Consider the following 24831-nt stretch of genomic DNA (forward strand, 5'->3'; position numbering starts at 1 on the left):
GGAATTACGTGAACTTACCCCTGGGGAATAACGAGAACGTTCACATTTGTCAACGGTCAAGGAATTCCCCGCTTTCGGCCGGTTCCGCGTCACGGAATTCCCCACCTTCGCGGTCACGGTTCCCCAGGGGGACGACGGTCGCGGACCTGGGCGCCATGCAGCCGTCGGGGCGGGCGGCCGTCTCCTGCTGGTGATCGGACTGACCACACCGGCGGAGGGCACCCGAAGCACCCCTGTTGGTGTGCGGGCGGTGCTCTCACGGGTGCTGTGGTGTGGCACGCAGCCCTTCGAGGAGTACGGCCAAGTAGCGGTGTGCGGTGTCGAGCCGGTCGGCGGGTGCGCCGCCGTGGACGTTTACGGAGTAGGCGATACCGCACATGAGCGGGACGAGGTCGGTGGCGGCCAGGTCACGTCGGAGCGCCCCGGCGTTGCGCGCCCGGTCGAGGAGTGCGGTGCCGACCGATTGAAGCGTCTCTTTGAGTTCCGTGGTGCGTGGCAAGGTGTCGGTGGCTGCGGCGGCGACCGGGGCCAGGGACGCGTCGGTGACCTGTGCTTCGACGGTGCGGAACAAGAAGGCTTCGAGCGCGTGCCAGGGGTCAGTGTCGGCCAGCGCCTGCTGGCCGTGGGCGGTCAGGGCTTCTAGGCAGGGAGTGGCGACGGTCTCCAGCAGCGCCTCGGGGGTGGCGAAGTGGCGGTAGACGGTGCCGACTCCGAGTCCGGCGCGGCTGGCGACGTCGTTCAGTTGCAGGGGTGTGCCCTGGTCGATGAGGCCACGGGCGACAGCGACGATGCGGTCCCAGTTGCGGGCTGCGTCCTTGCGAAGGGGCGTCGTCATGGGGACATGCTAATCGGATGGCTCATCCGGATGATGCCGCCGCTGGTACCCGTGCCGCTTGGCGGGTCAGGTTGTAGTGAGGGGTGCGTGCCGTTCGCTGAGCCGGCGCACGTCCTGGGCGACGCGGGGGTCTGTGGCTGTGCGCAGAGGTTTCACCGGGTGGGTCTGGGCTCCGATGACGATGCCGGTCCGGCCCGCAAGGGTGGCGTCGGTGGCGGCGACGATCGAGGGCCGGGCAGCCAGGGACGCCGGACCCGAAGTGGAGCGTTCGAGCTTGCGGCGTACTAGGGGCCACAGCAGTCGCAGGGCTGGTGAGACGATCTTCGGGTCGGTCATGGTGCCGTTGGTCATGTCGGTTGCGGCGCCTCCGGGGTCGGCTGCGAAGACAGAGACGGCCGTGCCTTGGAGTCGGGTGGCAAGGTCGAGCGTGTAGGCGAGGTTGGCGAGCTTGGCGCGGGCGTACCAGTGGAAGCCGTAGTAGCCGCCGGGCGGCTCAACGGTGTCGAAGGACCGCTTCGCGAGCCCGACTGCACTCGATGTCACATTCACGATCCTGCTGGGCGCGTCGGCCGTCAGCGTGGGCAGTAGCAGTTCCGTCAGCAGGTACGGCGAAAGGTGGTTGACGAGGAACGACGCTTCGATCCCGTCCAGGGTCTGTGGCTCCGGGAACATCGCGCCGACGTTGTTGACCAGCACGGTCAGGGGGTCACCAGAGGTGGCATGTTCGGCGGCGATCTGGTCGGCGAGCGCGCGCACCTGGTCGAGCGAGCCGAGGTCGGCGGGCAGGAACCGCGCGGGATGGGACGGGTTCATCGCGTTGATTCGGTCGACCGCCTGGGCACCCCTGTCGGCGTTGCGTCCGACCACGGTGACGAAGAACCCGGCGTCGGCCAGCCCCAGGGCTGTCTCCAGTCCGATACCGGCTGTCCCCGCCGTGACCACAGCTGTCTTCTTCATGCGCTCCTCCACCCGGTTATGCGGATAGCTCATCCGTTTACCGGGACCGTAACACACAATCGGATGACCTATCCGCTTGCGGTTGCTGGGCCGGATCAGGTTGGGGTGGCGGGCCCGGGGCCGGGCGAGTTGGCCGGAGCGGCAGACCTCGCCACTACTGCACAGCACCACGCTCTCCACGCTTCTGTGGTTACTCCTGGTGGGTCTGTTGGGCTCTCTGGTGGCTTTTCCGGCGAAGGCCGTAAGGGATCCGGTGATCTGCCGGACCATGCGTGCATGCGCGAGGACGGAGGTCGGGCCCTGCCCCAGCGCCAGCAGTGCTCCGACGTGAGGTGTGACGACCGGGTGCTGCTCGACTCCGGTCAGGACTGCCCGCGCTGCGAGGAGCGGCAGGCTGACCGCCGGGCCACCCGCTGCGCGGTCGCGGCGGCCGTTGACGCCTCGATTCCCGGTGCTTCCGAGGCGGAACGCCGTGCGGCCACCGACCGTCAGCTGCACGAGGCGGTGACAGCCCAGGCGTGGATTCGTGAGCACCGGTGGGCCATGGTCCGTGTGCAGCAGGCCGCCGCCGCCCGGGCCCGTGCCGAAGCTGCGACCGCGCAGCCGGACGTTGACGTCCCGACCGCGCTGCTGGCCCCAGTCGTGGTGCCCGCGCCGCGCCCGGCCGCCGATACCCCGATCCCGGAGCGTGCGGACGCTGGTCCTCGAGGAACTCACCCGGGAGCAGGTCCTGAACTGGCGCGATCGCGCGTCCGCTGACCATCAGATCGTCCACGACCACATCGCCCGGTACGGCGAGCACTCAGCACAGCGCCTGTTCACCCGGGCGTTTCGTCGCGACCGTCAGCGCCTTTCCGGGCTCGGGCATTTGGATCTCGGTTATACGCCGTGGGGGCAGGCATGAGCGGCAGCAAGGTGTCCGGCGTCGACCTGGCGCGGGTCGCGCTGCGGGCCGCGATGGAAGCGGCGCGGAAAACGGCAGCGGCCAGAAGCCGAAGCCGCGGCCGGTACGTACGGTGCGACGGGAGGAGCGCGAGCCGATGAGCCTCGGTGCCGCGCTCGGCGCGCTGGTCACCGAGCGGGCCTGGGAGCTCCCGGCCGCCAGCGCCTCCCTGAGGGAGCGGTGGGCGGCCATCGCCCCCGACCTCGCCGGGCACGTCGCCGCTGTCCGGTATAACCCCGAATCCGGTCGGCTCACCGTGTGCCCGGAGTCAACGGCATGGGCGACGAAAACCCGCCTGGAGCGGACCCGCGTCATCGAGGCCGCCAACAAGGCGGCACGCCGTACGGCCGTGCGCGCCCTGCGGATCCTGCCACCTGTACCCACGGCCGACCCGGCCGACGCCAAACCGGCGGCCCCGGCCGAGCCCACGGGTCCGGCGAAGACCAGGGAGACGGCGTGTGAGGGCTATCGCCGCGCGCTCGCCGCGTACCAGAGGGCAGCGCTGCCGCGCCGCGTGGATTCGGGCATCGCGGAAGCGGTGGAGCGGCAGACCAGGGTGATGGGCGAGTTAAGCCGGAAGGCGTTCCCCGAGCCGGAAGTTGGAACTGAGGATGCGCCGACCCCGATCGATACCGTTCGCGTCCAGCGTCGCCGTGAAGCCGCTGCTACCGAGGTCGCCGCCCTGCAGCGGGCCCGCACAGAACGCGGCGCTGAGCGGACTGGAACAGCGGCCCTGGTCACGAATCCTGCCCTGCTGCGCACGACGGCCTGATCACTGCGACGGCCCGTGGGACCAACCTCGTGAGTGGCAGGATTGAGTTACTGAGGTTGAACTCGGGATGTCGTAAGGGCTGATCGACCCCGGACCCAGTTCCACGATGTCCGTCTCCCGTCCCCTATGTAGGCGTTTGACGTGGCGAGGTGTGTGTGATGCCGTCTACCAGCGGTGCCAGACCGCTTCGGGTGCGGCGTCACGCGTGACGGAGTGGTCATCTCCCGCGACGAAGAACAGGGACCAGGACACGACGTTGTCGCCGGCGCGCTGGGCGCCGATTTCGAGTTGGAAGCCGTCGCAGAAGAGGTCGCCAGTGGGACTGAACCGCAGGCCGGTGTCGTACTTGAGGGCGTGGGCTTCCATTTCCTGCGCGAGCTGCGAAGGTACACGGCCGATGAGCCGGATCCCCTCACAGGTCACCTGAGGGCCGAGGCGTCCGTCGACAAGGACATAGGCCAGCTCTCGGTCCGCATGGAAGTAGCACTCCACCGGCGCCTGGCTCGTGGGGGTGTCCTCCTTGGCGAAGCGCACGAGGTCCCACCCTGGGCTGTATCTGTCTGACCGGTGGTGAAGCCGTGCGCGGCCAGAGCCGCGATGACCTCTTCCTGATGCATGTCCATCCGCAGCGGCCCCAGGGTCCGCCCGGGGAGGTAGTCCCACTGATCCCGTTCCAGGTCCGGAAGCACCGGCCACATACCCGTATCCATCACACGATGATCGTTCACCCGGTTCACGACCCGTCCATCAGGGGTGGTGAGACGACCGGCCGGGACAGTGATAGCCGGTCGTCACGGCACGACCTCCCAGGGTTGATGAAGTTGAACCCGTGGTGTTGTGTCGTTGCTCAGGCGGGTCTCATGGTCAGGCCGGTCTCGGCGAGGCAGCCGTCTATGAGCTGGCTGCGGTATTGGATGTGGCGTAGGCCCCGTCGGATGCGCTGGACGAGGTGTTCGGGGGTGGAGAAGGCGACGTTGGAAAGCCAGCCGCGTCGCAGAAGGGACCAGATTCCTTCGACGTGAGGTTCCCCCGCTGTGCGGGAGCGGTTGACTAGCTGGCCAGGGCGGGTTGACGTGGTGTCAGGTTCACTTGTTCGGCTGCTGCCTGGTCGGCGTAGTGCTTCTCCTCGTACTCGATCGGGCTGAGGTAGCCGAGCCGTTTCTGGATGCGGCGGGGGTTGTAGAAACCGTCGATGTACTCGAAGAGCGCGAGGTTCGCCTCGGCCCGGGTGGCGAAGGTGCGGCCGCGGACGCCCTCGGTCTTGATCAGCATCCACAGGTTCTCCGCGAGGGCGTTGTCGAACGAGTCGCCGACCGAGCCCATGGATGCCTGGATCCCTGCCCTGACCAGGCGTGTCGTGAGCTTCACGGAGGTGTATTGACAGCCGTGGTCCGCATGGTGAATGAGCTCGCCGGGGGTGGCTTCGCGGCTGGCCAGGGCGTACTCCAGGGTGGTCAGGACCAGGTCCGCGTCCGCGCGGGCAGAGGTTTCCCAGGCCACCACCCGGCGGGAGAACGCGTCGCGGATCGCGGAGAGCCACAGCGGGCCCTCCAGCGTCGTGATCATGGTCAGGTCGGTGACCCACAGCCGGTTCGGCCCGCTCGCGGTGAAGTCGCGTTGCACCAGGTCAGGGGCCAGATCCGCGTCCGGGTCGCGTCGGGTGAAGCTCTTGCTCCGGCGAGGGCTGATCCCGGCGAGGCCGGCCTGGCGCATGAGCCGTTCGACGCGCTTGCGGCCGACGCGCGTGCCCTCGCGCTTGAGGACGGCGTGCACGCGGGGTGAGCCGTAGATCCCGCCGGACTCGTCGTGGACCTGACGGATCTTGCTGGTCAGCTCGGCGTCCCGACGGTGCCGTTCGCACGGCTCGGTCTCGGCCTGGCGCCAACGGTAGTAGGTGGTGGAGGGGATGTTCAGTTCCCGGAGTACGGGCTCGACCCCCAGGTGCGGGTGCTCGTCGACGAGCGCCGTCACCTGGGCCGGGTCGGGTCGAGCTGGGCCGCGAAAAAAGCCGAGGCCGTCCGCAGGACCTCGTTCGCCCGCTTGAGCTGGACATTCTCCTTCCGCAGGGCGGCCAGTTCCTCGCGCTCGGCGGTGGTGAGCAGGTCTCCTCGCTCGCCGGCGTCGGCCTCGGCCTGCCGGATCCAGTTACGCAGGGCCTCGTGGTGCACGCCGAGATCCTCGGCCATGCGGCGGATCACGGGCTTCGGCTCGGCGGTCCGATACATCCGTACCGCACGCTCACGCAACTCCAACGGGTACTTCCTCGGTGCGGGCATCGTCTGGGCTCCTCTCGCGAGACCCATCTGACCATCCGTCACTCATCCCCGCATCTCGGGGGAACCTCACCTGCTCATGTACAAGTGCGGCAGTGGCGATGCGAACCAGCAGTGGAACTTCGCAGACAACGCGACCAAGTACGTCTACGACGCCGGCGGAAACCGGCTGATCGAGGAGAACGGTACCTCCCGGACCCTCCACCTCGGCGAAGCCGAGGTCACGGTCAACAAGGACGGCCAGGCCATGGACGCCGTCCGCTACTACAGCAGCCCCGGCGCCCCCACCACGGTCCGCCGCACCGGCGGCAAGATGACGGGCCACAGCCTTTCGACCCTGCTCGCCGACCACCACAACACCGCCACCACCTCCGTGGACATGGCGGCTGGCCAGTCGGTCACCCGCCGCAAGTCCGACCCGTACGGCAACCCCCGCGGTGCCCAGCCCGGCAATTGGCCGGGCAGCCATACCTTCCTCGGCACGGGCATCGACGACACCAATACAGACCTGACCCATATCGGTGCCCGCGAGTACGAATCCACCACGGGCCGCTTCATCTCGGTTGACCCGATCATCGACATCACCGACCCGGTGCAGATGAACGGCTACACGTACTCCAACGGCAACCCGATCGGCTACTCAGACCCCACCGGCCTCCGCCTCGACGATGGAACAGGCCACGGAGAAAAGCCGGACGGCAGCTCTCCCGCGAACCCGTGGACGCCGGGCGCCACGCACCGCGATGGCGGCGACAGCCCCATCGGCGATGGCAGTGGACAGGGCGCGACGACGACCCGCCACAAGAGCACGGGCTGCGGCTGGTTCTCGAAGTGCAACTGGAACAAGAGGGTCAGCCAGGTCAAAACGTTCGTGTACGAAAACCGCGTCGCGATCGCCTCGATCACGACCGAGTTGGTGGTCGGAACCGCCTGCTTGGCAGCCGCGAGTGCAGCGGGAGTGGCAACTGGCGGCGTCGGCTTTGCAGCGGCCGCTGGCTGCGGAGCCCTGGCGGGAGCTGCCGGCGCCGCCGTGGCCAATGCCATGGACCCCAACGCTGACCACAGCGTCATGGGCATTCTGAAAGCCGAGGCTAAGGGCGCCCTCTGGGGTGCGGCGGGCGGCGCGGCGGGCGCGGCTGCCGGTCCTGCGCTCCAGGCTTTGGGGAAAGCGATCGGCAAGGGAATAGGCCCTGCCCTCTCCAAGCTCGGGTCCAAACTCAGGCCCGAGGGGGGCAGCTCATGCCCCGTTGCCAACAGTTTTGTCTCCGGAACGCCCGTCCTGATGGCCGATGGCTCCAGCAAGCCGATCGAGACCCTCGAACCGGGTGACAAGGTCCTCGCCACCGATCCCGAGTCCGGTGACACTGTCACAAAGGACGTAACTGCATCAATCCTCGGCGAAGGCTCGAAGAACCTCGTTGAGATCACCGTTACCACTGACGGCAACACCGGAACAGCTGCCGATGCCATAACTGCTACGGACAAGCACCCGTTCTGGGTTGTGGACGTCGCTGCATGGGTCGATGCCACGGATCTCCAGCCTGGCCAGTGGCTTCAGACCAGCGCGGGCGTCCACGTCCAGGTCAAATCCGTCAAGCGCTACACGGCTCAGCACGCAACGGTCCACAACCTCACAGTCGCCGACCTCCACACGTACTATGTGCTGGCGGGCATCGCTCCGCTCCTCGTCCACAACTGTGGTGTTGCTGACGATGCATCCGGAATGGCGACCATCCACCTGGACGCAGGTGTTAACCCCAAACACGCCACAATTGAAGTGGAGCACCAAGGGGTAGTTATTCATAGTGAGCAGATTGGCATTCCAGGCACAGACGCCGAGGGCGCCTTCTTCGGCCGGGAAGTCTCCGAGAATTCATTCGCCATTAGGATCCCGCTACCCAACGCAAAGAGGGCGCAGGCATACCAAAGGGGGACGGAAGGTCACAACTTCGGCCCCTACGATTTCGATACGCGAAGTTGTGTGACCTACTGTGCAGACGTTCTGCGTGCTGGTGGGGTCGGACCTGACGAACTGCCGCCGGGGATGGACACAGATGCACTCACAGGCTGGCTATTCAGCAAGTTCTAATAGGGGAGCCTGATGTCCGAGATCTCTGACGAGATGAGCCAAGCCCTCTGCTGCGCTGCGGCCGTCCGGTTGGACGGGGCGCTGGCTGTACTCGCTGACCGAGCTCAGCTATCCGACCGCTACAACCAGGTCGTAGCAGGCGTAGAGAGCGTCATCGCGTCCCTTGGGGGACAGTCGCTGGACACCGCTGTTCTCGGGAGGGCATTCGGAGCGAATTGGACGCTGGGTGCTAGATATCCAATAGAGCTGCCGGGCGGGTCATTCTTCCGATCAGCTCTAAGGATTGTGGACATCGTGCTCGTCGCCACCCGCCCGGGGCGGCAGGCTACTCCCGAACAAGGGCTAGAGCACGCCCTGGAGGCAGCGACGGAGTGGCCGGCCATGGTCCAGGGGGATGCTGGCATCGGGCTCGCTGGCTTTGAGCTGGCCTGCCAACAGGAGGCGCATGAACGGCTGCGCGAGGGCGGTCTTCCTGCCCTGTGGAAACTCGCAGCAATACAAGCCGGCCACTATCGCAAGGCAGCGGAGATGCTCGTCGGATAGCAGAGACGGCTAGGCAACATATCCACGTTGCACCTGCTGAAGCGCCCCTCCCCGCCTGCATAGGAATAGCTAGGGGAGGGGCTGCGAGCACGCGTACTATATGCTGGCTGGGGCAACACCGATTTTGGTGCATAATGCTGACGCGGGTTGCGCCAACAAGCTCAGGAATGCCCTCAATGCTGCTGGCGACATGGAACCGGCAACGCCTCACTCCCCGCACCACATTGTGGCAGGAAATTCACCGAAGGCTGCGCCTGCAAGGGCACAGCTGGACAGATTCGGAATCGGCGTGAACGACGCCGAGAATGGTGTCTGGCTGCCGCGGAGCAGTTCATCTCCCAATCCGAATGGATTGTCGGTGCACTCGAAGGTTCACACAAATGACTACTACGCCTATGTGAATAACTTGATGAGTGGAGCCAGGAATAGGAGTGAAGCGCTTGACGTCATAGACCACGTCAGACGGCAGCTGCAAGGTGGTCACTGGCCGTAGGCCGAAAGTGCCCGCCCGCCGAGGGGGAGGCGGGCGGGCACTAGTCAGGGTGCGTACAGCTGGACTCGAAAGGTAATCATGGCTAGGAAGCAGCAGGTAGATTCGGCGGAAGGTGTCGCACGCCGACTCGTCGAGGAGATGGGTGGTTTCGACCCGTCGCTCTCGGGGTTGACTCGACTGGTGAGGCGATTTTCGGCGATCGAGTTTGAGGTACCGGAACTCCCCGACGCGGACGGATACCTCTTCCAGTACGGCGAGGTCAACTGGTTCCCCGAGCCTACCTTCGCTCTCGGCATTGTCCGACAGCTTGAAGTCGTTGATGCGGCGGGCGAGCATGAGTCTTATGTTCAGGTGCAATTCGAACTCAGGTACCCCTTGGATGGCGACCTCGATTCTGTAGGCAGCCATTCGGAGTGGTGGTTCCCTGGCGGTGAGGTCTCGTTCGACAGTTGGTTGGATGCTGTGGATCGAGCTGAAATTTCGCATCGTCTCGCCGCGAAAAGTCCCCGTGATTTCGCGATCTGGCAAGAGATGGTTTAGCTAGATCGTCGAGTCTCTCGACAGCAGGAGGCCCCGCCGGCTTGATTCCGGTGGGGCCTCCTGGCGTATTTGACGGCAACGCTGACGGCAACGTCAGCGGACGACTGCTGTCGAGGGCGGATCGTCGGGGTCGTCGTCGGTTGTGCCGAGGGCGTGGCCCAGGGTGTCGATGGCTTGGCGCTGGAGTCGGAGTCGGACGTGGGCGTAGACGCCGGCGGTGACGCCGATGTGGGCGTGGCCCAACAGCTCCTTGATCACGACGAGGTCGACCCCCTGTTCCAGGAGCAGGGTGGCGGTCGAGTGGCGGAGGTCGTGGAAGCGGATGCGTCGGAGTCCGGCCCGGTTGAGGAAGCTGCGGAAGCGGCGGGTGAGGTTGGCCGGGTCGAGAGGGCGGCCAGTCGGCGTGGTGAAGACAAGGCCGCTGTCTCTCCAGGCTGACCCTGCCGTCTCGCGCTCCGTGTCCTGCCGTTCCCTGTGCTCCTTGAGCAAGTGGAGACATTCGGTAGGGAGGGCGATACGGCGTTCGGACGCCCGGGTCTTGGTGGGCAGGTGGGTGAGGCCGCCGGTACGGGTGCGCTGTAGTGAGCTGCGGACGGTGGCGGTGCCCGCGTCGAGGTCAAGGTCTTCCCAGTGGAGGCCGAGGAGTTCGCCTTTGCGGAGTCCGGTACGCAGGGCGAGTTCGTACAGCGCGTGGAGCCGGTCGGCGCGGGCTGCGTCGAGGAACTGGCGGGCTTCGGCTGTGGTGAGGGGCTGGAACCGCCTGGGCCGGGGTGTGGTGGTCTTGACGTTGCGGGCGACGTTGCGGGGCAGCTCGTCTTCGCGGACGGCGTGTTCCAGCGCCGACTTGAGGACCGAGTGCACATAGGCCACGGTCAAAGCGGACAGCCGCTTCTGGCAGCACTCGCCGATCGTGCAGCACTTCTTCCGTTCGGTGTCGAGTGCCTGGGTGCAGCACTGGCAGGTGGTGCGGAGCCGGTCGAGGAAGGTGCGGACGTCCTTGGCGGTGAGGCGGGCGACCTTCTTGGTGCCGAGGCCGGGGATGAGGTGGAGGCGGACGCAGGTGGCGTAGCGGGTGTGGGTGTTCTCGCGGAGCCGGTGGACGGCGACGCTGCCCAGCCAGTAGGTGAGGTAGTCGCCGACGGTGCTGTCGGCTGTGGCGACGGGAAGACCGCGGTTGCTGTCGCTGATCTTTTCTGCGAGTTTGTCGGCCGCTTCCCTCCGCGTGCTGCCGTAGACGCGGGCGCGTTTGCGGCTGCCGTCGGCGGCGAGGACGTAGCCGGCGGCTTCCCAGCGGCCGTCCTTGCGCTGGTAGATGGTGCCTTCGCCGTTGGCACGGGCCTTCTTCCGCTTGGGGGCGGTCATCGGGCGGCCTCTTCCAGGTGGCGCTGGACGTAGTCAGCGAGGGCGTGAGCGGGGATGCGGCGGGCACGGCCGATGGTCAGCGAGGCCAGGCGCCGGGTGCGCAGGAGGTCGTAGAGGGCGGAGCGGCCGATCTTGAGGCGGGCCATGGTCTCGGGGACGGTGAGGAGTTCGTCGTCACGCACTGGCTGTCACCGCCTGTTCGCGTGTCGGGCCGCCGTTGACGAGGGCGGCGAGGCGTTCGAGGTCGGGGGTGAGGCCGGTGCCGTCGTAGGCCCAGTGGGCGAGGACGAGGGTGGTCGGGGAGGGAGGAGGGGTGTGGCGACGGTGCCAGGCGGCGCGGGCGGCCCGGAGCGCGCCGAGGGTGGTGGAGTAGGCGCGGGTCTTGGTGGAGAAGTGACCGCGGAAGCCGAGCATGTGGGCCCACTTGCGCAGGTTCAGGTGCTTGAGATCGTCGCGGACGCCGAGGGCCCAGGCGGTGCGGATCATGCGGGCGGCGTGCTCGGGCACGGACTCAAACCAGAGGTCGGTGATCCTCTTCAGCCGGTGGTCGAGGGTGCCGGTGGCGGCCTCGGTGCCCTTGGTGGCGTACTTGGCGACGTATCCGGCGACCTTGCCCTCGGTGATCGTGGTCCCGCCCTGGAAGGCCGTGGACCGGATGATCCTGGTGTCGATCTGCTCGCCGAAGGCGAAGGAGCGGGCACGGCCGTTGATCTCCGGCCCGTCAATGTGGGCACGGGTGGCCGCGAGCCGGATGGCGTCGGCCAGAAGTTCGGGGGTGGCCCAGGCGGGTGGCGAGGTGTAGGGGCCTGCGGGGCCGTCGAGGCGGATCACGGCGTGGAAGTGGATCAGCCCGCGCTGCTGGTACTCCGCGACCTTGGCGTAAGAGACCCGGACGACCTTGGAGAGCAGGCGCTGCGGGACACCGGCAACGGCGGCGATGGTGCGGCGCAGGTGGAGCATGAAGCGGGCCCACAGGGCCGGGGCGTGGGCGTTCCACAGCACGGCGCCGGTGTAGTCGTACCGCTCGGGGTCGAGAGGGGTGCCGAGCAGCAGGTCGCCCTTGGCGTGGGTGCGTCCGCAGCGGCAGCGGGCGGAACCGCTGGTGCGTCGCCCGTGGACCGGCCCGTACGAGGGCGCGGTGAGGGTGGCGAAGACGCGGGGGTGGGTGGCGACCTGGTCGGGGATGTTCTTGCCGCCGCGCAGGCCGGCGGCAATGAGGTGGTAGGTGTCCTGGCGGTAGAGCTCGGCGCAAGAGGGGCAGCGGGTGGTGCGGCGGTTGCCGCAGCGGACCAGGAGATGCCCGGCGGGCAGTTCCTTGGACTTCAGTTCACGCAGGATCTCGCCGGTGGAGGCGTCGATCTCGGTGCGCTGACCTTCGAGCCGGATCGGCTGGGCGCATCCGCCGAGCGAGGACAGCTGCCGTACCAGGCCGAGCAGGTCGCGATACCCGGTGAACGCGGGCAGTGCGGCCGATTCGGGGCGGGGGATTGTGGCGGTTGGGTCGTGCGGTGGCATCCTGGCGGGACCTCTCTGCACTGCGGCACACACGTGCCGTGGACGAGTAAGGGAGGGAGGCCCCGGCAGGGGCGAGGGTTTGGCGACTACACGCCCTTGCCGGGGATCACTGCGAAGCGGGACCAGGAGGCGGCGGTCACGCGGCCTTGTCCAGGTCGACGCGGTCGGGCAGGTCGCGGACCTTGAGCCCTTCGGCGCACATCAGGTCGTTGATCTGCCAGCAGGCTTCGGTGGGCAGGTAGACCGAGCGCAGCCGGACGGGGGTGCGCATGTCGCCGACGGAGGCGATGGACACGCCCTGGGGCATGGTGCGGTCGGCGGCGGTGATGTCCAGTTCCCGGCCGTCGGGGAAAAGGTGCAGGAAGTCCTCGACGGTGTCGACGCGGTGGCAGATCCGGGCGGACAGGTTGGTGCGTACGGCGGTGGTGAGCACGTCCGCGGAGGGTTTCTGGGTGAGCAGCCATAGCCGGATGCCGAACTTGGCGCCCTGGCTGGCGATGGCCAGCAGCTCGGCCTCGAAGCGTTCGCGGGCCTTGCGGTCCGGGTGCCGGGTGTAGTTCGCCACCTCGTCGATCACCACGAGCAGCAGCGGCAGCTCGGGGCTGAACTCGGTGATGCGGTCGGTGCGGCCGGACCAGAACAACCGCTCCCGGCGCTGCATCTCCTCGCGCACCCAGCGCAGGATCTCGGTGGGCTCGTCTGGGTGGATGGCGTCGGAGACCTTGTAGGCGGTACGCCACCAGGGCGCGACCGCACCGAGGTTGGGGTCGATCACGATCAGACGCACGTCCCGCATCAGCGAGGCGTAGGCGAGCAGGCTGTTGACGGTGATCGACTTGCCGGAGCGGGTGAGGCCGGCGACGAGGGCGTGGGCGGAGTAGGCGAGGTTGAGCACGATGGGGGTGCCGTCCTCGTCCCAGCCGAGCAGCACATCATCAGTGGAGACGAACTGACCCGGTCGGCAGACGGGGGAGCCGTCCGGCCCGAGGAGTGGTGAGCGGATCACCGCCTCCAGCGGCTCACGCCGGAAGCCGCGCGCGACGATCACTCCGGGCTTGGGCTGACTGATCCGGATGCGACGCATCCCCCAGGCGTCACACAGGCCCTCTCCGGCGTCCTGCCAGGCGCTCAGCCCCACCTGCGGCAGTGCATCGGCGGTGACGGTGACGCCGAAGGCGTCGGCGCGGGTGCGCAGGCCCGGCACCAGCACGCGCGGCTTGGTCGGTTGGTCCTGCGGGCCGTACTGCTGGAGCACGGTCGGGGTGGCGTCCTTGACCGCCAGGCCCAGCATCGGGGCGAGCCGCTTCCAGCCCCACCGCAGCCGCCGCGCCTGCCGCAGACTGACCCGGGTCTCGGCATCGGCCCGGTACCAGCGGGCGAAGCAGTACCCGGCCCAGCCCAGCAGCCCGAGCACGCCGAGGCCGACCACGGCCAGGAGCGCGAGTCCGAGGGAGTTCCCGGTCATCAGGCACCCGCCTTGGCGGTGACGGCGTCGGCGCGCAGGGAGATGCCGTGCCGGTCCTTGCCGTTGATCTCGTTCTCCCAGGCCGCCGCGACAAGCCCGGTGAAAACGACCGGCAGGCCGACCTTCAGGCCCTTGCCGAGACCCGGCTCCGGGACCTTCACGGTGATCACTTCGGCGCGGCCGTTGAAGGCGAACATCACGTCCACCAGGTGCAGGTGGGCGCCGGTGGCCCGGTCGATCGCGGGCTGCTGGCCGTCGCGGTCCTTGAAGTGCGGCCGGGACTCGGAGGCCAGGACCACCAGGGCCTGGGACTGGTCGATGGGCATGGTCTTCACGGCAAACCTCCAGGTAGAGGGGTGCGAGTCACCCGTGTGGGTGATCGCGTGCCGCAACCCTACCTTCATTCCATCCGAAGTCTATCCCTATTGAGTTCCATTCGTTCTTGGGGTGGTCCATCCATCAGGCGGCTACCCTGACCCCGTGAGGCCGCTGAGCTGGTGAAACACGACAGGCAGCGGGCGGCCCTTGGCGGGTGGAATCGGACTGGGACCAGGGATGGACATGGCTGCTGCTGACGAAGCGCGCTTGACGTTCGAACGCATCGCGGACGACCTGCGGCAGCAGATCCGGGACGGCGAACTGCGTCCGGGCCAGCTCCTGCCGACGCAGAGCCAGCTCATGCAGACCTACAAGGCATCGAGCCTGACCGTGCAGAAGGCGATCCGGCTGCTCAGGAACGAGGGCTGGGTCATCGCCCGCCAAGGGCGCGGCACTTTCGTCACGCGCTCGGCCGACTTCGAGGACGCCTTCGAGAAGGTCGCCGGCGATCTCCAGCAGCAGATCTACTCCGGCACTCTGGCACCCGGGGCAAGGCTCCCGGCCCGCGAGGTCCTGGCGGAGCACTACTCGGTGCCTCTGAACGTGGTCACCAACGCCATCGCCCTGCTGGCTGGTAACTTCCTCCTGCGCTTCCCCGGCGAGCTGCCCGGCGACGAGGTCTACGTGCGGGACTGGGATGACCACGGCTTCGCGACCCAGCTCATCCACGGCCGCCTGGTCCGCAAGATTAGGGACGGATCACTGGCCAGGGGGGCCAGGGTCACCGTGGACGAGGTGGTCGACACGATCGGCGGAGACCCGGAATCCGCAGATCAGGCCCTGACCTTCCTCACCCTGGAGGGAAGGATGAAGAAGGCCCACCAGCGGAATGGCTCGATGGCGTATGTCGTCGTGGGAGGCGAGTTCGGCACAGAGGTACCGGTTGCGGTGCAGCCGGTGGACGAGTCGGACGAAGCGTCGGCTGCCCCGCAGAAGGAGTTCCCGGCGGCTGCCGGAGTAGCGGATCTGGCCTACAAGCTGGAACGCGCCTTGGAGCGGATCGAGGAGCTGGAGGCGCGTGTCGAACGCCTCGAAGGCCGCGACGCGGACTGAGACGGACACGTCAACGGCAGCGTCCCCGAAGGCCGCAGGCTGGCTTTCGGGGACGCTTCGCGTGGATCGGTCAGGGCTGGTACTCGTAGCCGATGGTGAACCGGGGCGGCAGGCACCATTCCCCGTACTCGATGATCCCTTCCGCGTCCGACCAGCGGTGAGCGCCGGCCAGGATCGGGGAGCCTACCGGCAGCCCCAGTGCGCTCGCCTCTCGGGCGTCGGCGGGGCGGCCGTGCATGTCGTCTCGGGCGTGGTTGATCGTGCGCCCGGTGGCCTCCAGGACCCGGGCGGACAGTCCGTGGTTACGGCCCGGGGCGGTGTTCAGCAGGTCGGGCACCAGGGCGGCGAACGGGGCCGGGTACCAGGTGACCGCGAACACGGTCCGGGTCTTGCCTCGGCCGGCCAGCCACTCGCGCCGCACCACCTGATCCCCGGGCTCCAGGTCGAAGATCTCCGCCACGTACAGCGGCGGCGTGATCAGCTCGGCGGCAGTCACCCGACTCGTCTCACCCTCTGCCAGGAACGACTTCACCCGCTGGACCCGGGCCAGCCGGTCCCGCGCCGACAGCGTCCAGCGCGGGTCATCGGCGACGTAGGTACCCCGGGGGGTGGTGCGGATGAAGTTCTCCACCTGAAGGGCCTGCAAAGCCCGGGAGACAGTAGCCGCCGCGGCCTGCCACTGCCCGGCGATCTCCCGGTTCGTCGGCAGCTTGGCACCCGGCTCAAGCTCTCCCGACAGGATGCGCTCCCGGAAGTGATCCGCGATCTTCGTGAACGTCTTGGGACTGGGCATAAGGCGTGCCCCTCCGTTGAGTTGACGTGATGTCAGTGGAAGCACACTAGTGCACTACGAACCGTAGCGGGAGTGCTTCGGTCACTCGAATACTGAACTAGAGCACCGACCTGTCAAGAGGTCGGCCATGTGACGTTCGAGAGGTGGCGATGTGCAGTGACGGAGCCGACCAGGTACTCGACCCCGCCGGTTGAACTCCCCTTGCGCCTGGAACCGGAGCCGGCCCCCGTCGAGGGCTGCGCGGGCTGTGCCGAACTGGCCAACGTACGCGACCGGGCCCGCACGGTCGGAGACATGACCACCGTCACCGACTGCAACGTCTATATGCGACGCCACCCGGAGGGCCACCAGTGACCACGCGTGCCGTCTACCGATTCGTCTCCCACGCCATCCGCCACGTTCCTGAAGGTGGCGTCACCTACGAAGCGTTCTGTGTCACCGATGGGTGCCAGGCCGAATCTGGCCCTCACGATAAGCAGGAAGCTGCTCAGGACTGGGCACTCCGTCACACCGGGAGCACGGGCCACGACCTCTTCAGACGGGTCTTCACCGACCACGCCAAGGTGAGCCGCGCCGAGTAGAGTCCCACCGGCAGCTGTAGCAGGACCCGCGACCGCAGGCCATCGCACCAGGCCAGCAGCCCCAGCCGAACGCTCAACCGGCAGCCAGGGCATACCGCCAAAGCGGGATGCGTTCAAACTTTCTCTACGTCTTCAAGGCGACCCGCTGACGCGGGTCGCGCGCGGCACGGCCGCCCTCCGGCCCGCTCTCGGCTCCGCCACCGCGGGCCGGCCAGCGACCAGGCCGCGCAGAAACAGCGCAGCGTTGTGCCGGAAGCGCGGAGAAGCCGGACGCGCCCGCGCAGCGAGTGCCAGGCCGACGGCGAGGCGACGGAGGGGAGTTGGCCGGGGCGGAGGCCCGGAGGTGGGGTCGGTCGGCTCCGTGGGCTTTACCCACCTCCCCGGGCTGGGGCCCGCGTCGGGCAAGGCCAGGGGGCCACTCGTTCAAATTCCGGGCAGGATCACGACCTGCCCGAGTTGCCGGGCCAGCGTACGGCCCCCTGACCATGCCCGACCCCAACCCGGGCAGGACACCGGCCAAAGCCCACTCCGCCGCGCTCACGCGCGTAGCCGTCTGACGGCAACGCCGACGGCAACAGAGGCGCACAACACGGCACTTCCACGCACACCCACGGACTGGCCGAATTCCGCTGACCTGCGAAAACGCAGATGACAGCTACTCAACACGCACACGTACTATGTGCTGGCTGGCGCCACGCCGGTTCTCGTTCACAACTGCGATCTGCATGATTTGGCCAGGGCCGAATCGGCGAAATCAACCACGTCCAACACTGCTGGGGCGGTCGCCCGTGACACGTACACAGGGGAGTGGGCTTATGGCGAGAGTGGCGCGGTGCCTGCCCAGATCCATCCTCAACTTCGTGAGCGTCTCGATGATTTGACGCAGCAGCATGGAGGGTCCCTGGAATCATGGCCGGCTGGCGAATGCGCAGAGTTCAACGCCTGCAATAATCTACTATTCAAGATGCCTACGACGCGTCTTGATGAAATCGAGTATGCGACAATCATCAGGAAGACTGGATTGAACTTCCCATCCTGCGACAACTGTCGATTCTTGCTGGGTGGCGGCGGTGCGCGAGAGGCGGTGAATTAATGAGTTTGCTCGGATTGCCTGCTAAGGATGCCGACCTGATTGGCTTCATGGAGCGAATCGGGTGGTTCCCCGGGCGCCACATCGATCTGCAGGATGATCTCGATGCATGGTCGACGGATGAGTACATTTCTGCTGGCCCCGTTCGAGAATTCATGAGGGAATGCGGCGGCCTCCGATTCGAGTACCCTCGACACCCGGCAGTCGGCGGCACGCATGTATGCCTGGTCTCTGGGGTCTCTTCAGTCCAACAGGTCGCACGGCCGCTCGTGAGGGAGTACGAAGAGAGGCTTGGTTACGAACTTTGCCCCATCGGCTATGCGGCAAGCGGGAACCTATTCCTGTATATGGCACCGGATGGGGCAACGTATGGTGGGCACGACCATTTTTTGGCGAAAGTGGCGGGTGATGGATATCATGCGCTTCAAGCCATCGAGCGAAGAGTGAACTTGTCTCCGATCTGACTCATAGGGCATCCATGGTGTGCTGCTATAAAGCTTCCCTGGCTCGGTAGTAGAGCACCGATCGCACTGTGACGCGAGCAAATGGAAGCCCCGCCAGGTGACTCCCTGGCGGGGCTTCTTCATGAGGTGACGGCAGTAGTTGACGGCAACGTCATTGGACGGGGCAGCGCCGGTATGGCGGTTCGTCACCGTCGCTCCTGGCCGCCTCGGGACCGGTCGGGCCATCGAGGGGACGCTGAGGGTCTAGCGGCGTAGCGCTGGAACCGGTGCCGGAGGGTGAGCTGTTCAGAGTTTCTTTACTTGATCAAGGCGGCCCGCTGGCGCGGCCCGCGCGCGCTCCGGCCCCTCGGGGCCGCCGCCCGCTCCTGTCTCCGCCCCGCTTGCCGGCGGCCCCGCTGGTCCGGGCGCGCAACAGCAGCCAGCGGTGTCTGTTCTGGGGCTCTGCCCCAGGCCCCGGCCCTCTCTCCGAGGGGGAGGAGGCCGAATGCGGGTGCGGCTCCGTCGTAGTGATGGGTGGTCGGGTCGCGGGAGGGGTCCCTCGTCGCCCGGTCACCGGAGGCGTACCAGGAACCCCCGGGGGCCGCCAAGGCCAAGCGCAAGCGTCACCCGGTGAGCCTTGGCGGCCCCCGGAGAACCCTGGTACGGCGAAGCTGCCCGACCGACGAGGGACCCCTCCCGCTCAGGCCCCGATTCTGCTGGCGCCCCGGCCCTGCATGGTTCTGGCCACCTGCTCGGCACCAAGTGCGGTGATGGGCCACCGCTTCCGGCGGGTATCTGCCGGATAGCCCTCGGTTGACTCGTCGGACCGGCGTACCGTGGCGCTGGAGGTGGTCAGCAGATGACTACGGAACTGGCGGACAACGTCCGTAAGTACCGGCGTCGGGCCGGGATGAGCCAGGAAGAACTGGCCCACGCCGCGGCCGTCTCGCCGGGCACGGTACGCAAGGTGGAGCAGGGCGGAACGGTCCGCATGGAAACCCTTCACGCCCTCGCCCGCGCGCTGAGCGTAACCACAGCAACGCTCTTGGCGCCGGACGCCCCAGAGCCCGTGGGCCGTTCGGAGGATCCGAACCGCGTCAACCTGATCCAGCTCCGCGCAGCCCTCACCCCGCCAGTGGGACTCACAGATTCGGACGGCGAGAGCGCGGAGGAGGAGCCGAACCTGCGCCGCTTCCGCCGTACCGTTCATGACGGTGCGGTGCTCTACCACTCCGACAGCTACAAGAGCGTCGCATCCCAACTGCCCGCGCTCTTGCGGGATGCGAACAGCGCGGTTGCGCACTTCGACAGCGGCGAGGACCACAGTCAGGCGCTCCTGGCCCGTGCCGAGGCGTTGCAGCTGGCCGGGCGGTACCTGACGCAGGTACGTCAGTACGACCTCGCCTACACCGCCCTGGCCGGCGCGATCACCGACGCACGCCAGGCCCGGGACACACTCACCGGGGCATCCGGCGTGATCGGAATGTGCTGGCTACTCCTGCGCCAGGGCCGGCTGGACGAAGCCGAACAGCTCGCCTCCCAGACCGCCGACCTGATCGAACCGAGACTGTCCCGCGCGACGCCGGACGAATGCGCGGCATGGGGATGGCTGGCGCTGCGCGCCGCGGCTGCCGCAGGCCGCAACAACCGGCCCCAGGAAGCCCGCCACTACCACCGCGTCGCGAACACGGCGGCATCCGCCGTGGGACGGGAGTACACCGGCTCGTCCTTCCGGCACTGGACGACCTTCGGGCCGCTCACCGTCGGCATGAAGGGCGTGGAAGACGACATGATCGTGGGAGACGCCCGTGCCGTCGTTCGCAAATCCGGCGAGGACGCCATGTCACCCAAGGTCTGGAAGAGCGCCGGGCGGCCGAGCGGCGAAAACTGGAACCGCCACCGCCTGGACGTGGCCCGTGCCCACGCTCGGACCAATGACCTGTCTGCGGCGATGGACGAGCTGACCGGAGTCCGCCGTGCATCCCCGGAGTGGCTGAGGCATCAGCGCATGGCCGCCGAGACCATGCAGGAGATCCTGAAGAAGCGCAAGCGCACCCTTACCGCAGAGATGCGTGACATGGCTTCCTACCTGGCCGTCGTCGGATAGATGCCACGCAGCGCGATACTTCCGGCACCCTCCGTCGTCAACTGGCATGCCTCATAGATGGAGTGACGGACAGTCGGCCCCTACGGTCGCCGTATTCCATTCGGCGACCCAGGTGGGGGTGCACGGTGAGCACATCCAGGACCGACGCGGACCGCATGCGCCGCAGAGATCTCCACGACGCGGCAGCAGGCGTGACCGGTCCTCGCTTACTGCCATGGACCACTCAGGACGGGAACCCCTGCTACCTCAGCACCGACGGCAGGGGCTACCTCTCCTCCCTCGCCGACAGCATCGAAGAAGTACAACTCGACATGGGCGAGGAACTCCTGGGGTACGCCCGTCAGGTCGTGGCCCCCGGAGCCAAGGAGCTGTCGGCCGTCGAGTACCGGTGGCTCGCCTGCCGGCTGACCGAAGCCCTGGCCGACGCACTCCGGGTCGCCGAGTCACGCGGCGACCGCATCCCCGCCCCGCCCGAGAACCCCAACTCCTGACGGCAGTAGCGACGGCAACAACCACGGATTCCGGCGCACAACCACGGACTCCAGCGGACTGCGAAACCCCTCCCCACCTGCATAAAGGCAGCTAAGGGAGGGGCTGCCAGCACACGTACTATGTGCTCGCAGGTGCCGCTCCGGTCCTGGTGCACAATTGCGGGACTGCGCAGATCCATCAGTATGGGGTAGGGAATGACACGCACTTCAGCGTTGAGGTCTCGGATGGGAGCTCCAGCGCACACACTCACCTGGTGCCGAACGCTGACGATTCCAATACCCTCGTAAAGCTCAGAGGTAACTCCACAACACCTCGACGGTCTTTCACTTTCGAATTGCCTGACGCGTCCAGTGCAATGGAGTTCCAAAAGCAGCTGGGTTCGACCGGAAATCCGTATGTGCTGAATCAGAACGACTGTCTGACCTACTGTGCTTCGGTGCTCAGGGCCGGAGGGGTGGATGCGCCGCATCCTGACCCCGAGAAACCTTTGGATCTCATCAGGTGGTTGAATCGAAATGGCAGAAAAGGGTAGGGGCGGTCTTGAAGAGTGAACTGCGATATTTTCTCCGGGGGTACCAACCTGAGGGGTGCGTGCGGCTCTCGATTCCTTCGAGTCGTAAGCAGTTGGCCATCGCCCGCTCCATGGTCGACCTGGGTGTTCCAAACGGGGAGGTCGGGCGTTGGGAGATCACGCCGGAAACCTGGTCGACCCTGGCGCCTACCTTCGACTGGCCTGATTGGGATGAGAATCTCAGGTATTTTCTGGAATCAGTGCCGATCGGCCAGGACTCAACGGGTCCGTAAAGTTAACGGTGGTTTTGGGGTTGTTGGGGGTTCAGCGGCGGGCGGCTGAGAGCCGGCCGTCGAAGGTGATGTCGAAGGCGTTCAGAGCGGCCTTCCAGCGCTGGGTCCAGCGTTTGCGTCCCTGGCCGGTGGGGTCGAGGCTCATGATGGCCATGTAGACGCACTTGATGGCGGCCTGCTCGTTCGGGAAGTGTCCGCGGGTCCGGACGGCCTTGCGGATCCGTGCGTTCACGGACTCGATCGCGTTTGTCGTGCAGACGATCCGCCGTATCTCGGTGTCGAACTGGAGGAACGGCACGAACTCGGCCCACGTGTTCTCCCACAACCTTACGATCGCGGGGTATTTGTGGCCACATTCCTCCTGGAACTCCAGGAACCGCTCCGTCGCGGCGTCCTCGGTCGGCGCGGTGTAGACAGGCTTGAGGGCCTTGGAGATCTTGTCCCAGTCCTGCCGGGCCGCGTAACGGAACGAGGCCCGCAGCAGGTGAACGACACACGTCTGCGTGATCGCCTGTGGCCAGACCGCCGCGATCGCGTCGGGCAGCCCCTTCAAGCCGTCGCAGACGACCATGCAGACGTCTTCCGTGCCGCGGTTCTTGATCTCGGTGAGGACCTGGAGCCAGTACTTGGCGCCCTCGCCTCCGTCGCCGGCCCACAGTCCCAGGATCTCGCGAGTGCCCTCGACGGTGACCGCCAGGACCACGTAGAGCGGCCTGTTCGCGACCTTCCCGTCCCGCAGTTTCACGTGGACACAGTCGATGAACAAAACCGGGTAGACCGAGTCCAGGGGCCGGTTCTGCCATTCGTTCATGCCGTCGACCACCTTGTCCGTGATCGTGGAGATGGTCGTCTTGGAGACCTCGGTGCCGTAGACCTCCGCGAGGTGGGCGGAGATCTCGCCGTGGGTCAGGCCGCGGGCCGACAGTGAGAGCACCATCTCGTCGACGCCGGTCAGCCGGCGCTGGCGCTTCTTGACGATCTGCGGCTCGAACGAGCCCTCGCGATCCCGCGGGACGTCGAGAACGACCGGGCCGACCTCGGTCACCACCGTCTTCGAGCGGGTCCCGTTGCGGGTGTTGCCCGAGCCGGCCTTCTCATGCTTCTCGTGCCCGAGGTGGTCGGTGATCTCGCCTTCCAGGGCCGATTCGAGGATCCGCTTCGTCAACTGCTGCAGCAGACCACCCTGGCCCGTCAGCTTGATCCCGTCGGCCTTGGCCCGGTCCACCAGCTGACTGATCAGCTGATCGTCCAGAACGTCCGGCACCAACCCGGACGGCTGCACTTCCGCCATGGCCTCCGGCGACACGGTCACTTCTGTCATCAGGCGTCACTTCCTATTCGAAGATCCACCGTTGACCGTACAGACCCGACATTTTCGCGGAGTGCACAACGTCAGCTTGAAGCTCAGTTTGCAGAATGGGAGCGCGTCGCGGGTGGTGACCGGATTGACGACGGGGCCGGCCCGGCGTGGGCGGGTCCGCCCCGTCGCATGTGGCACTCACGGGGTAATCGCAGCGTTGCTGCATTCCTGTGCTGCGAAGCCAGCAGCATGCAAAGGGGTGCGCCGGTGATCCGGTTGGCTCTGGACCCTACGGTGGTGCCTGGTGTGCTCGCAGGGGGCAATCAGGGCGGGTCAGGCTGGCGGGGAGATCATCCGCTCGGTGCCGAGGCTGTTCATGCGGGTGTCCTGGTACATGGTGGTTTCGCCGTCGCTCCAGCGGATCATGAGGTCGTTGGTGAGACCGTCACTGGTGAACTGTCCGGTGGTCGTGATCACGCTGTGGGTCCACGTCTTGTTGGGGCCGTGGATGCGCTGCTCGCCACCGAGGCCGCCGGTGGTGGTGCCGACGTAGTTGTCGAGTTCGCCGCTGTCCCAGCGGACCATGAGGTCCCACTTCTGGTTGCCGGAGAACTGCCCGGAGGTCAGCAGTGTGGCTTCCTTCCAGGTGCTGTTGGGGTCCTTGAGCTTGTATTCCTGGCCCAGGGTGCCGGCGCCCACGTTGGTGAACAGGCTGAGCTCGCCGTCGGACCAGCGCACCATGAGGTCGGTGACGTAGGTGGAGGCGTTGAAGCGGCCGGCGGCTATCTGGGTGGCGTGGCTCCAGATGGAGCCTGAGGGAGCCATTTCGACGCCGGCGCCAAGGCCGTTGGAGCCGACGTCGCCGTGCAGGGTCATCCTGCCGTCGTCCCAGCGGACCATGAGGTCGAACTGGTTGGAGCCGGTGAAGTCGCCGGCGGTGATGGTTGCGACCGGCTTCCAGCCTGCGTTGGGCGCTAGGAGCTGCCGTTCGGGACGGAAGCCGCCGTTGCCGTCACCGGGGTAGAGCGTGACTTCGCCGTCGGTCCAGATGACGAGTAGATCGCTGTGACCTGTGCCGGAGAAATCTCCGGCGGAAATCTGCTTGGCGTGCTTCCACGTCTCGCCGCTGCCCGGCAGGACCGGACCGTCCGTCGGAGGCTGGTAGGTGCCGCGATGGACGTTCTTCGGTCCGATGCCGTTGTTGGCGTCGTTGTAGAGGTCCTGGGCGTCCTTGCCGTAGAGCGGCGAGTACGAGATCCAGTCGACGTTGGCGTCGTTGCCGCCGCCGTGGTATCCGCCTACGTTTCCGATCACCTCTCCAGTCCTGGCCGAGGCGTTGTATCCCCTGATCCAGGGACCGCCGGAGACACCACCGTAGTAGCCGCCGCACTCCATCTGCATCTGCCGGAACCCATACAGCCGACGGGTTGGCACGTCACAGCGGATGGCCTTGTGCTGGCTGTTATCGCTGGCGTCGGCCGGGTAGCCGATGACCGTCACGTTGTGGTCGTACGACGTCGAGGTGGTGAAAGTGAGGGCGCCGACGACGTCCTCGACCGCACCCTTGCCATTGGGGGCGACGGTGACGAAGGCGAAGTCCAGGTCCGACACGGCAGCCTTCGTCTGGCCCGTGTCGGGGTAGCGGGGGTCCTTATAAACGTCGCCGACCGCGAAGAGTCCCCACGGCTGGTTGGCCGGGATCTTGAGAAACTGGTACTGCGGCACGAAGACACGGTGGGTGGCCGCGTTCAGGCCGTTCGCACAGTGCCCCGCAGTAAGCACCAGGCTCTTTCCCTTGCTACGCACGACGCTGCCAGTGCAGTAGGTGGCGTTCCCACCGACCGGCGTGCCGTCGAAGAAGAACGTCCCCACCATCGGGAGGCCGTCGAAGTGCGCGGCGTGGGGCGTGTCCGGCGGTGCAGCGGCTATCGAGTTGGGTGCTGATGGAGCTTTGATGGGCCCGGCGCCGCGGGCGGCGTCGATTGGCTTGGCCTGGGCCATCC

General features: G+C 66.9%; 24 protein-coding genes and 1 pseudogene. 11 read left to right on the forward strand and 14 right to left on the reverse strand.

Annotation, left to right across the window (positions count from 1 at the left end; translation table 11 throughout):
* Positions 1-256: 256 nt before the first annotated feature.
* A complete protein-coding gene (locus OHA65_RS38790) occupies positions 257-835 on the reverse strand; it encodes a TetR/AcrR family transcriptional regulator (RefSeq protein WP_329317051.1) in 579 nt (192 codons plus the stop codon).
* A gap of 66 nt (positions 836-901) precedes the next feature.
* Positions 902-1792, reverse strand: a complete 891-nt coding sequence (locus OHA65_RS38795; RefSeq protein ID WP_331736542.1) for an SDR family NAD(P)-dependent oxidoreductase — start codon at positions 1790-1792, stop codon at positions 902-904.
* Positions 1793-2480: 688 nt separating this feature from the next.
* On the opposite strand from OHA65_RS38795, the gene OHA65_RS38800 reads away from it, so the two are divergent.
* Both OHA65_RS38800 and OHA65_RS38805 read left to right on the forward strand, forming a co-directional pair.
* A complete protein-coding gene (locus tag OHA65_RS38800; RefSeq protein WP_329317055.1) occupies positions 2481-2696 on the forward strand; it encodes a hypothetical protein in 216 nt (71 codons plus the stop codon).
* 136 nt (positions 2697-2832) lie between these two features.
* Positions 2833-3507 (forward strand): DUF721 domain-containing protein, encoded by a 675-nt coding sequence (locus OHA65_RS38805; RefSeq protein WP_329317057.1) that lies wholly within the window; start codon positions 2833-2835, stop codon positions 3505-3507.
* Between the two features lie 165 nt (positions 3508-3672).
* Here OHA65_RS38805 and OHA65_RS38810 read toward each other — a convergent pair whose 3' ends face one another.
* From OHA65_RS38810 to OHA65_RS38825, 4 genes and pseudogenes are all read right to left on the reverse strand, one after another.
* A complete protein-coding gene (locus tag OHA65_RS38810) occupies positions 3673-4041 on the reverse strand; it encodes a hypothetical protein (protein ID WP_331736546.1) in 369 nt (122 codons plus the stop codon).
* Positions 4042-4354: 313 nt separating this feature from the next.
* Positions 4355-4525, reverse strand: a pseudogene (locus OHA65_RS38815) (IS630 family transposase); the annotation flags it as partial.
* A gap of 32 nt (positions 4526-4557) precedes the next feature.
* Positions 4558-5478 (reverse strand): IS3 family transposase, encoded by a 921-nt coding sequence (locus tag OHA65_RS38820; RefSeq protein ID WP_327286476.1) that lies wholly within the window; start codon positions 5476-5478, stop codon positions 4558-4560.
* Positions 5475-5783: a transposase gene (locus OHA65_RS38825; protein ID WP_327280916.1), complete on the reverse strand. Its 309-nt coding sequence runs from the start codon at positions 5781-5783 to the stop codon at positions 5475-5477. The genes OHA65_RS38820 and OHA65_RS38825 overlap by 4 nt, the downstream gene beginning before the upstream one ends.
* A 76-nt stretch (positions 5784-5859) precedes the next feature.
* Between OHA65_RS38825 and OHA65_RS38830 the strand changes: the two genes are divergently transcribed.
* From OHA65_RS38830 to OHA65_RS38845, 4 genes are all read left to right on the forward strand, one after another.
* Positions 5860-7869 carry a polymorphic toxin-type HINT domain-containing protein gene (locus OHA65_RS38830; RefSeq protein ID WP_329317062.1) on the forward strand — a complete coding sequence of 670 codons (2010 nt, stop codon included), beginning with the start codon at positions 5860-5862 and terminating at the stop codon, positions 7867-7869.
* Positions 7870-7881: 12 nt separating this feature from the next.
* Positions 7882-8412, forward strand: coding sequence for a hypothetical protein (locus OHA65_RS38835; RefSeq protein ID WP_329317063.1), 531 nt, complete (start codon positions 7882-7884; stop codon positions 8410-8412).
* 100 nt (positions 8413-8512) lie between these two features.
* Positions 8513-8905 carry an AHH domain-containing protein gene (locus OHA65_RS38840; RefSeq protein ID WP_405763648.1) on the forward strand — a complete coding sequence of 131 codons (393 nt, stop codon included), beginning with the start codon at positions 8513-8515 and terminating at the stop codon, positions 8903-8905.
* A gap of 78 nt (positions 8906-8983) precedes the next feature.
* On the forward strand, positions 8984-9445 hold the full coding sequence (locus OHA65_RS38845) for a hypothetical protein (protein ID WP_329317065.1): 462 nt from the start codon (positions 8984-8986) through the stop codon (positions 9443-9445).
* 93 nt (positions 9446-9538) lie between these two features.
* On the opposite strand, the gene OHA65_RS38850 is transcribed toward OHA65_RS38845, so the two are convergent.
* The 5 genes from OHA65_RS38850 to OHA65_RS38870 form a co-directional block, all read right to left on the reverse strand.
* Complete coding sequence (locus tag OHA65_RS38850; RefSeq protein WP_329317067.1) at positions 9539-10807, reverse strand: tyrosine-type recombinase/integrase; 1269 nt, start codon at positions 10805-10807, stop codon at positions 9539-9541.
* Positions 10804-10989: a helix-turn-helix domain-containing protein gene (locus tag OHA65_RS38855; protein ID WP_329317069.1), complete on the reverse strand. Its 186-nt coding sequence runs from the start codon at positions 10987-10989 to the stop codon at positions 10804-10806. Before OHA65_RS38855 ends, OHA65_RS38850 begins: the two co-directional genes overlap by 4 nt.
* The gene (locus OHA65_RS38860; RefSeq protein ID WP_329317071.1) at positions 10982-12322 is read right to left on the reverse strand and encodes a replication initiator; all 1341 of its coding nucleotides are present in this window, start codon (positions 12320-12322) and stop codon (positions 10982-10984) included. Before OHA65_RS38860 ends, OHA65_RS38855 begins: the two co-directional genes overlap by 8 nt.
* 136 nt (positions 12323-12458) lie before the next feature.
* Positions 12459-13787: an FtsK/SpoIIIE domain-containing protein gene (locus OHA65_RS38865; protein ID WP_329317073.1), complete on the reverse strand. Its 1329-nt coding sequence runs from the start codon at positions 13785-13787 to the stop codon at positions 12459-12461.
* Entirely contained in the window at positions 13787-14113 is a 327-nt protein-coding gene (locus tag OHA65_RS38870; protein WP_329317128.1) for a hypothetical protein, read from the reverse strand. The genes OHA65_RS38865 and OHA65_RS38870 overlap by 1 nt, the downstream gene beginning before the upstream one ends.
* A 259-nt stretch (positions 14114-14372) precedes the next feature.
* Between OHA65_RS38870 and OHA65_RS38875 the strand changes: the two genes are divergently transcribed.
* Positions 14373-15218 (forward strand): GntR family transcriptional regulator, encoded by an 846-nt coding sequence (locus OHA65_RS38875; RefSeq protein WP_329317075.1) that lies wholly within the window; start codon positions 14373-14375, stop codon positions 15216-15218.
* Between the two features lie 70 nt (positions 15219-15288).
* On the opposite strand, the gene OHA65_RS38880 is transcribed toward OHA65_RS38875, so the two are convergent.
* Complete coding sequence (locus tag OHA65_RS38880) at positions 15289-16011, reverse strand: GntR family transcriptional regulator (RefSeq protein WP_329317077.1); 723 nt, start codon at positions 16009-16011, stop codon at positions 15289-15291.
* Between the two features lie 156 nt (positions 16012-16167).
* On the opposite strand from OHA65_RS38880, the gene OHA65_RS38885 reads away from it, so the two are divergent.
* The 4 genes from OHA65_RS38885 to OHA65_RS38900 all read left to right on the forward strand — a co-directional run bounded on the left by OHA65_RS38885 (position 16168) and on the right by OHA65_RS38900 (position 20723).
* Positions 16168-16365 carry a hypothetical protein gene (locus OHA65_RS38885; protein WP_329317079.1) on the forward strand — a complete coding sequence of 66 codons (198 nt, stop codon included), beginning with the start codon at positions 16168-16170 and terminating at the stop codon, positions 16363-16365.
* 1367 nt (positions 16366-17732) lie between these two features.
* The gene (locus OHA65_RS38890; protein WP_405763668.1) at positions 17733-18146 is read left to right on the forward strand and encodes an SUKH-3 domain-containing protein; all 414 of its coding nucleotides are present in this window, start codon (positions 17733-17735) and stop codon (positions 18144-18146) included.
* 838 nt (positions 18147-18984) lie between these two features.
* Entirely contained in the window at positions 18985-20232 is a 1248-nt protein-coding gene (locus OHA65_RS38895; RefSeq protein WP_327286518.1) for a helix-turn-helix transcriptional regulator, read from the forward strand.
* Between the two features lie 155 nt (positions 20233-20387).
* A complete protein-coding gene (locus OHA65_RS38900; protein WP_329317130.1) occupies positions 20388-20723 on the forward strand; it encodes a hypothetical protein in 336 nt (111 codons plus the stop codon).
* 836 nt (positions 20724-21559) lie between these two features.
* Here the strand turns inward: OHA65_RS38900 and OHA65_RS38905 are convergent.
* Both OHA65_RS38905 and OHA65_RS38910 read right to left on the reverse strand, forming a co-directional pair.
* Positions 21560-22840 (reverse strand): IS256 family transposase, encoded by a 1281-nt coding sequence (locus OHA65_RS38905; protein ID WP_405763671.1) that lies wholly within the window; start codon positions 22838-22840, stop codon positions 21560-21562.
* Between the two features lie 321 nt (positions 22841-23161).
* Positions 23162-24703 carry an FG-GAP-like repeat-containing protein gene (locus OHA65_RS38910; RefSeq protein ID WP_327286524.1) on the reverse strand — a complete coding sequence of 514 codons (1542 nt, stop codon included), beginning with the start codon at positions 24701-24703 and terminating at the stop codon, positions 23162-23164.
* Positions 24704-24831: the final 128 nt, after the last annotated feature.

The sequence above is a fragment of the Streptomyces sp. NBC_00045 genome (assembly GCF_045041095.1).
Classification (GTDB): domain Bacteria; phylum Actinomycetota; class Actinomycetes; order Streptomycetales; family Streptomycetaceae; genus Streptomyces.